General features: G+C 61.4%; 8 protein-coding genes and 1 pseudogene. 8 read left to right on the top strand and 1 reads right to left on the bottom strand.

Annotated elements, in window-relative coordinates:
- Positions 1 to 123 precede the first annotated feature (123 nt).
- The 8 genes and pseudogenes from LJ655_RS27885 to LJ655_RS30150 all read left to right on the top strand — a co-directional run.
- Positions 124 to 834, top strand: a pseudogene (locus LJ655_RS27885) (carbohydrate ABC transporter permease); the annotation flags it as partial.
- Positions 831 to 1,784: a carbohydrate ABC transporter permease gene (locus LJ655_RS27880; protein WP_230564394.1), complete on the top strand. Its 954-nt coding sequence runs from the start codon at positions 831 to 833 to the stop codon at positions 1,782 to 1,784. The pseudogene LJ655_RS27885 and the gene LJ655_RS27880, both read left to right, overlap by 4 nt.
- Positions 1,781 to 1,975 carry a hypothetical protein gene (locus LJ655_RS27875; protein ID WP_230564393.1) on the top strand — a complete coding sequence of 65 codons (195 nt, stop codon included), beginning with the start codon at positions 1,781 to 1,783 and terminating at the stop codon, positions 1,973 to 1,975. Before LJ655_RS27880 ends, LJ655_RS27875 begins: the two co-directional genes overlap by 4 nt.
- 3 nt (positions 1,976 to 1,978) lie before the next feature.
- Positions 1,979 to 3,094: an ABC transporter ATP-binding protein gene (locus tag LJ655_RS27870; protein ID WP_230564392.1), complete on the top strand. Its 1,116-nt coding sequence runs from the start codon at positions 1,979 to 1,981 to the stop codon at positions 3,092 to 3,094.
- Positions 3,087 to 4,106, top strand: a complete 1,020-nt coding sequence (locus tag LJ655_RS27865; protein ID WP_230564391.1) for an ABC transporter ATP-binding protein — start codon at positions 3,087 to 3,089, stop codon at positions 4,104 to 4,106. Before LJ655_RS27870 ends, LJ655_RS27865 begins: the two co-directional genes overlap by 8 nt.
- Positions 4,103 to 4,741 (top strand): dihydroxyacetone kinase subunit DhaL, encoded by a 639-nt coding sequence (dhaL, locus tag LJ655_RS27860; protein ID WP_230564390.1) that lies wholly within the window; start codon positions 4,103 to 4,105, stop codon positions 4,739 to 4,741. The genes LJ655_RS27865 and dhaL overlap by 4 nt, the downstream gene beginning before the upstream one ends.
- Before the next feature lie 14 nt (positions 4,742 to 4,755).
- A complete protein-coding gene (dhaK, locus tag LJ655_RS27855) occupies positions 4,756 to 5,745 on the top strand; it encodes a dihydroxyacetone kinase subunit DhaK (protein ID WP_230564389.1) in 990 nt (329 codons plus the stop codon).
- A 187-nt stretch (positions 5,746 to 5,932) separates the two neighbouring features.
- Positions 5,933 to 6,058, top strand: coding sequence for a hypothetical protein (locus tag LJ655_RS30150; RefSeq protein WP_268991746.1), 126 nt, complete (start codon positions 5,933 to 5,935; stop codon positions 6,056 to 6,058).
- Positions 6,059 to 6,075: 17 nt separating this feature from the next.
- On the opposite strand, the gene LJ655_RS27850 is transcribed toward LJ655_RS30150, so the two are convergent.
- Entirely contained in the window at positions 6,076 to 6,810 is a 735-nt protein-coding gene (locus tag LJ655_RS27850) for an ABC transporter ATP-binding protein (RefSeq protein WP_230564388.1), read from the bottom strand.
- Positions 6,811 to 6,842 lie beyond the last annotated feature (32 nt).

Genomic DNA, 6,842 nt, shown 5'->3' with positions numbered 1-6,842 from the left:
TTCCCGTCGTGTTGTCATGCTGAGCTGCCTCGCCATAAGTCGCTCCCGCCAGCATTCTGACGGGTAGCAAATTACATGAGGCAATGCCCGTGGCTCGGTAACAAAAAAACTGAGTCAATGCGCATCCTGACCGACGAAGACATCTGGTACGCGATGCAGGTCACCGCGCGCTTTGTGTTCTGGTCGGTCGGACTCGAGGTATTGCTCGGCTTCGGGCTTGCGCTCCTGGTGAACCGGCAGTTTCGCGGCCATAGCTTCTGGACGACGCTGATCCTGCTGCCGATGATGTTGTCGCCCGCCGTCGTCGGCAACTTCTGGACTTTCCTGCTGCAACCTCAAACGGGCCTCTTCAACGACATCGTCAGTTTCTTCACGGGCATTGCGCCCAACTCGTTCCAGATGATCGGCGACGTGCCGCTCGCTCCGTGGACCATCGTCATGGTCGATACATGGATGTGGACGCCCTACGTGATGCTGATCTGTCTTGCCGGCCTGCGTTCGATTCCTGACTACATCTACGAAGCAGCCGAAGTGGACCGTGCTTCGCCGTGGCGCCAGTTCTGGTCCATCACGCTGCCGATGACGCTGCCGTTCCTGATGCTGGCCATTCTGTTTCGCGGCATCGAGAACTTCAAGATGTTCGACATGGTGAATCTGCTGACGTCGGGCGGTCCAGGTTCGGTGACGGAAACCGTGTCGATCACACTCAAGCGCGCGGCCTTCGAGAAGTGGCAAACGGGTTATTCGTCTGCGCTGGCGATCATTCTGTTCGTCGCCGTGTTCGGCGCCGCGAATATCTATGTGAAGGCACTTAACAGGGTGAAACAGCGATGACGGACCTTGCCCTTCAACAATCGGTCGTAGCCGCGTCGCCGCGCAGCAAGACGTTCGCGGCCATCGTCGTGGTCGCGTATGCACTCGTTGCGACGTTGCCTATCGTGTGGATCATTCTGACGAGCTTCAAGACGCAGGAGGATGCGATTGCGTATCCCCCTGTCGTGATGTTTCAACCATCGATGGAAGGCTACGTGAATCTTTTCACGATCCGTTCACGGCAGTCGCCGGAGTTCATCGCGAGCCTGCCTCCGGCACAGACCTGGTATGACCGCGACGTCCGCAAACGCAATATGGTGATTGCGGGGCCGTCGAAGGTCTTGCCGCGTTTCGTCAATTCGCTCGTCATCGGTTTCGGCTCGACGTTTCTCGCGGTGTTTCTCGGCACGCTTGCCGCGTATGCGTTCTCGCGGTTCAGGGTGCCGCTGGCCGACGACCTGCTGTTTTTCATTCTGTCGACACGGATGATGCCACCCATTGCCGTCGCGATTCCCATCTATCTGATGTACCGTGCGCTTGGACTGGCCGATAGCTACCTGGGCATGATCGTGCTGTACACGGCCGTGAATGTGTCGCTCGCAGTGTGGTTGCTCAAGGGTTTCATCGACGAGATTCCGCGCGAATATGAAGAAGCCGCGCTCGTTGACGGATACACGCGGCTGCAGGCTTTTCTCAAGGTCGTGTTGCCGCAAGCGATCACGGGCATTGCCGCAACTGCGATTTTCTGTTTGATCTTCGCCTGGAACGAGTACGCGTTTGCATTGTTGCTCACAAGCGGCGACGCGCAGACGATGCCGCCGTTCATTCCGTTCATCATTGGCGAGGGCGGCCAGGACTGGCCAGCCGTCGCGGCCGCCACGACACTGTTCGTGCTGCCAATCCTCATCTTCACCGTCGTGCTGCGCAAGCACCTGTTGCGCGGCATCACTTTCGGAGCGGTGCGCAAATGAAAGTGCAAACTACCCTGTCACGCCGGCGCTTTTTCCGCCGGCGCTATTGTGAAGGCGCTTCGACGGTGCTCATCGGCGTGGGCATCGCGATGCTCGTACAACCGTTCACTGTCGATCTCTATACGTGGTCGTTCCCCGTGATTCTGGCGGGCGCGCTGGCTTTCGTCGTGACCAGTCATTTTCCGGACTAAGCCATGTCGACGATCGTTCTTTCGAATCTTCACAAGCGTTTCGGCGATTTTACGGCCGTGCGCAGTACGAATCTGACGGTAGGCGCCGGCCGCTTCGTCGTGCTGCTCGGACCTTCCGGTTGCGGAAAGACGACGACGTTGCGCATGATCGCCGGGCTTGAGTTGCCGACATCGGGACAGATTCATATCGACGGAGAAGATGTCACGGCGCTGCGCGCGCGGCAGCGCGACATCGCGTTCGTGTTCCAGATGTTCGCGCTCTATCCGCACATGAGCGTGCGCAAGAACATCGCGTTTCCGCTGAAAAACGAGGGCATTTCGCGGCGAGAAATCGCAACGCGCGTCGAATCCGCCGCTCATATGCTGCGCATCGAAAACATACTCGACCGCAAGACGGGCGGACTCTCGGGCGGCGACCGGCAACGCGTCGCGTTGGGGCGCGCGATCGTGCGGCATCCGAAGGCCTTCCTGATGGACGAGCCGCTCGGCACGCTCGATGCCGATTTCCGCGAGCTGATGTGCCTTGAACTGCGCAAGCTGCATAACACGCTTAAAGCAACCACGATCTACGTCACGCACGATCAAAGTGAAGCGATGGCGATGGCCGACGACGTCGTCGTGATGGATCAGGGCGAAGTACTTCAATCCGCGTCGCCGCATGAGGTTTATCATTTTCCTGCCACCGTTTTTGTCGGCAAGTTCATCGGAAGTCCGCCAATGAACTTTCTCGCTGTAGACGCCGGAGTCGAAGCGGGTACGGAACGGGTGTCGCTCGGCGGCGCGCCGGTGGCGGTGCCGCGCGTTGATGCCTCCGCCGCGAAAGCGCTGCTGGGCATCCGGCCCGAGCACGTCCTGATCGACGCGCGCGGTGCCTTGCGTGGCCGCGTGATTGCCGACGAGTATCTCGGCTCGCATCAGATCCTCGTGGTCGATACAGCGCTTGGCATTGTGCGCGTGAGGGTCGGCAAGGACGAAGGGCAGGCCGCAGGGGCTCAGGTCGGTCTGTCGTTTCGCAAGGAGCGCACGCTGCTGTACGACGCGGTGAGCGGCAGGATGCTCCCGGGCGCGGCGCGGCAGATGGCCGTCAATGGAAACGGCAATGGAGACGCTTATGTCTGAGATCCGTTTGCTCCACGTGACGAAACGCTTCGGCGATATCGTCGCGGTAGACGACGCTTCGATCGAGGTGAAGGAGGGCGAATTCGTCGTGTTGCTGGGCCCGAGCGGCGCAGGCAAGACGACGACGCTGCGCCTGATCGCCGGGCTCGAAAAGCCCGACGAAGGCGAGATTTTCATTGATGGCGAACCGGCGACGGATTTGCATCCGGCGGATCGCGACGTTGCGTTCATCTTTCAACAGTATTCGCTGTATCCCCATCTGACCGTATTCGACAATCTGGCTTTTCCGTTGCGTTCTCCGCGGCGGCGCGTGAGCGAGGCGCAAGTCAGCGCGCGCGTGCAGGCGGTGGCCCGCATGCTGCATATGGAGTCCAAGCTCGGCAACGCGGCGACGCGCCTGTCGGGCGGCGAAATGCAGCGCGTCGCGATTGGGCGCGCGCTTGTGCGCGAGCCCAAAGTGTTCCTGATGGACGAGCCGCTGTCGTCGCTCGACGCGAAACTGCGCGAGGAACTGCGGATCGAACTGAAACGGCTGCATCGCACGATCGGCGCGACGATTATTTACGTGACGCACGATCAGGTCGAAGCGACGACGCTCGCCGATCGCATCGGCATACTCGAGCATGGCCGCATTGTGCAGATGGGCGCGCCGCGCGAAGTGTATGGCAAACCGGACTCCCTCAGTGCGGCCCGCCGCCTCGGCTCTCCGCCCATCAACTTGTTGCCCGCTACGCTGTTCGACGCCGCCGCGATGCCAGCGGGTACGGCGACGGTCGCGATCCGTCCTGAAGACATCGTGCTGCACGCTCCTGATGCGCGAGACGTCCTCAATCTTCGCGTGCTCGAATATTCCCCGCTTCGGCATCTGCTGATTCTGGACCGCGATGGCACCGCAATTGTCGCGACGACGATGACCGAACGCAATTTCGTGCCAGGGCAAACGGTCGGCGTGTCGTTGCCGCCGCGCAGCCTTCTTTATTTCCGCTCCGATGGCAGGAGGATTCCCGCATGAACGGCAAAACGGTCATGGCGTGCATCGAGGCTGCGCATGCCACGCTGAAGGAACACACGGACGAGATCGCGGCGCTTGATCAGCAAATTGGCGACGGCGATCATATCTTCAACTTGTTACGCGGCGTCGATGCGCTGCTCGCGATGCGCGCCGAGATAGAGGCGGAAGCGTTCGCATCCGCGCTGAACCTTGCAGCGTCGAAACTGCTGTCGACGGTCGGCGGCTCGTCCGGGCCGTTGTTCTTTTCGTTGCTGCACGGAATGGCGAAGGCCTCGGCCGAAAGTGCGCACGCGATGAGCCTCGCGGACGCGTCGCGGATTTTCGCTGCGGGCGTCGATGCCGTCGCTCAGCGTGGCAAGGCGGGCATCGGCAGCAAGACGATGATGGACGTGCTCATTCCCGTAGCGTCGCGTTTTGCGGAACTGGCTGACACCAACGCGGCGCCGGAAGCCGTGCTCGACGCGTTGCCGCAGGTCGCCCAAGCGAGCATGTTCGCCACGCGCGACATGCTCGCGACCAAGGGGCGCGCATCCTTTCTCGGCGAACGCTCGCGAGGTCACATCGATCCGGGCGCGCGCTCGAGTCAGTTGATGATCGAAGCGGTATGTGCGCGGCTCGCGCAAGACAGAGAGTGAAAGGAGCGTAGGCCATGAAAAAATTTATCAACCACGTCGACGACTTTTTGACCGAGAGCCTCGCCGGATTCGCGGCCGCCCATAGCGATCTGGTCGTGCTCAATCAGGAACCGGTATTCGTGCGGCGCAAGACACCGAAGCCGGGCAAGGTTGCACTGGTGTCGGGCGGCGGCTCGGGACACGAGCCTTTGCATAGCGGCTTTGTCGGCTATGGAATGCTCGATGCGGCGTGCCCCGGCCAGGTTTTTACGTCGCCAACGCCTGATCAGATGATGGCAGCCGCGCAGGCCGTCGATACGGGCGCGGGGACGCTCTTCATCGTGAAGAACTATTCCGGCGACCTCATGAACTTCGAAATGGCGTCGGAGATGTCGGAAGTGCCGAATGCAATGGTGTTGATCAACGACGACGTCGCAGTCGAAAACTCCAGTTACACGACGGGCCGACGCGGCGTGGCGGGTGCCGTGATCGTCGAGAAACTGGTGGGCAGCCTTGCCGAAAGCGGCGCGGACCTCGAACAATGCAAGGCGTTCGGCGACCGCATCAACAAGAATACGGCGTCGATGGGCGTTGCGTTCTCGAGTTGCACGGTGCCCGCAGCGGGCACCCTGACGTTCAAGATCGGCGACGATGAAATCGAAGTCGGCGTCGGAATACATGGCGAGCCAGGGCGGCGGCGCGCGCGCTTTGCCGCGGCCGACGCGATTGCGGGAGAACTGCTAACGGCGATCGTCGCCGATCTGAAACCACGGACTGGCTCGGAATTGCTGGTCCTGATCAATGGACTAGGCGGCACGCCGCTCGGCGAACTGTATCTGTTGTTCAATTCCACGCGCTTATGGCTGCAACAGCGCGAGCTGAAGATCGCACGCGCGCAGGTCGGTTCGCTGACGACCTCGCTGGAAATGGCCGGCGCGTCGATCACCTTGTGCGTAATGGAAGATGACATGACGCGGCATTGGGATAGTCCGGTGCATACGCCGTCGCTGAGGTGGGGTATATAGCGGGCGTTGTCACCTTGCTTTCCGACATGCCGCGCAAGGCATGGCATGCGTAACGAGCTGCGCGGCCTGCTGCTCTTCACGCTGAGCAGCATGCTCGACACTTCGCTGACGGCGCAAAGTGTCGGCCACGACTTCGTCGCGTCCCAGCTGATTCGCGGCGGGGCGCAAGTGCTTGCGATACTCGCAGATGCGCGAACTCGGTCAGCTCACCGGACAGATCCAGCAGCAGGCGATGGTCATGACCTTCTCGGAGACGTTCTGGCTGCTCGAGAAGCCGCAACCCGGCGCGGCCGGGTCGTCTGCTGGCCACTGATCAGGCCGTCCGTGGCCTCAATGACTCATGCCCAGATAGGCTGCCTTCACCGACGGGTCGTTGCGCAATTGCGGCGCCGGCCCATGCGCTGCAATCCGGCCGTTTTCCAGTACGTAGCCGTAGTCGGCCACGTCGAGAGCCGCCGCCGCGAATTGCTCGACGAGCAGCATCGTCACGCCCTGGTCCTTAAGATTCCGGATGATGCGAAACACCTCCTCGACGATGATCGGGGCGAGCCCCATCGACGGTTCGTCAAGCAGCACGACCTCCGGGTTCAGCATGACCGCCCGCGCCATCGCGAGCATTTGTTGCTCGCCGCCAGAGAGCGTGCCGGCGAGTTGATTGCGCCGCTCCTTCAGACGCGGAAAAAGCTCGATCGCGCGTTCGAGATCGGCGTTGACATCACCTCGCGGCCGCGCCCAGGTCAGGCGCGCAAAGGCGCCCAAAATGAGGTTGTCCGTTACGGTCATCGTCGCGAACACGCGCCGTCCCTCTGGCGAGTGGGCGAGCCCAAGTCGCGCGATGCGGTGCGAGTCGAGCGCATCGATACGCTTCGCGCTCGCGCCCACGCCCATGGTGATCTCGCCGGAGCTCGGCCGGATCATGCCGGAAATCGCGCGCATCGTAGTGGTTTTGCCTGCGCCGTTCGAGCCGATCAGCGTCACGACGGAGCCCTTCGGGACGTCGATCGAGATGCCGTGCAACACCTTCACCTTGCCGTATCCAGCATGCAGATTCTTGACCGATAGCATGTCTATTCCTGTGAGTCTCGTGGGTCCCAAAG

The organism is Paraburkholderia translucens, assembly GCF_020881035.1.
GTDB lineage: Bacteria > Pseudomonadota > Gammaproteobacteria > Burkholderiales > Burkholderiaceae > Paraburkholderia > Paraburkholderia translucens.
Note: the sequence above shows the minus strand (reverse complement) of the source record. Positions and strands in the feature narration are given on the sequence as shown.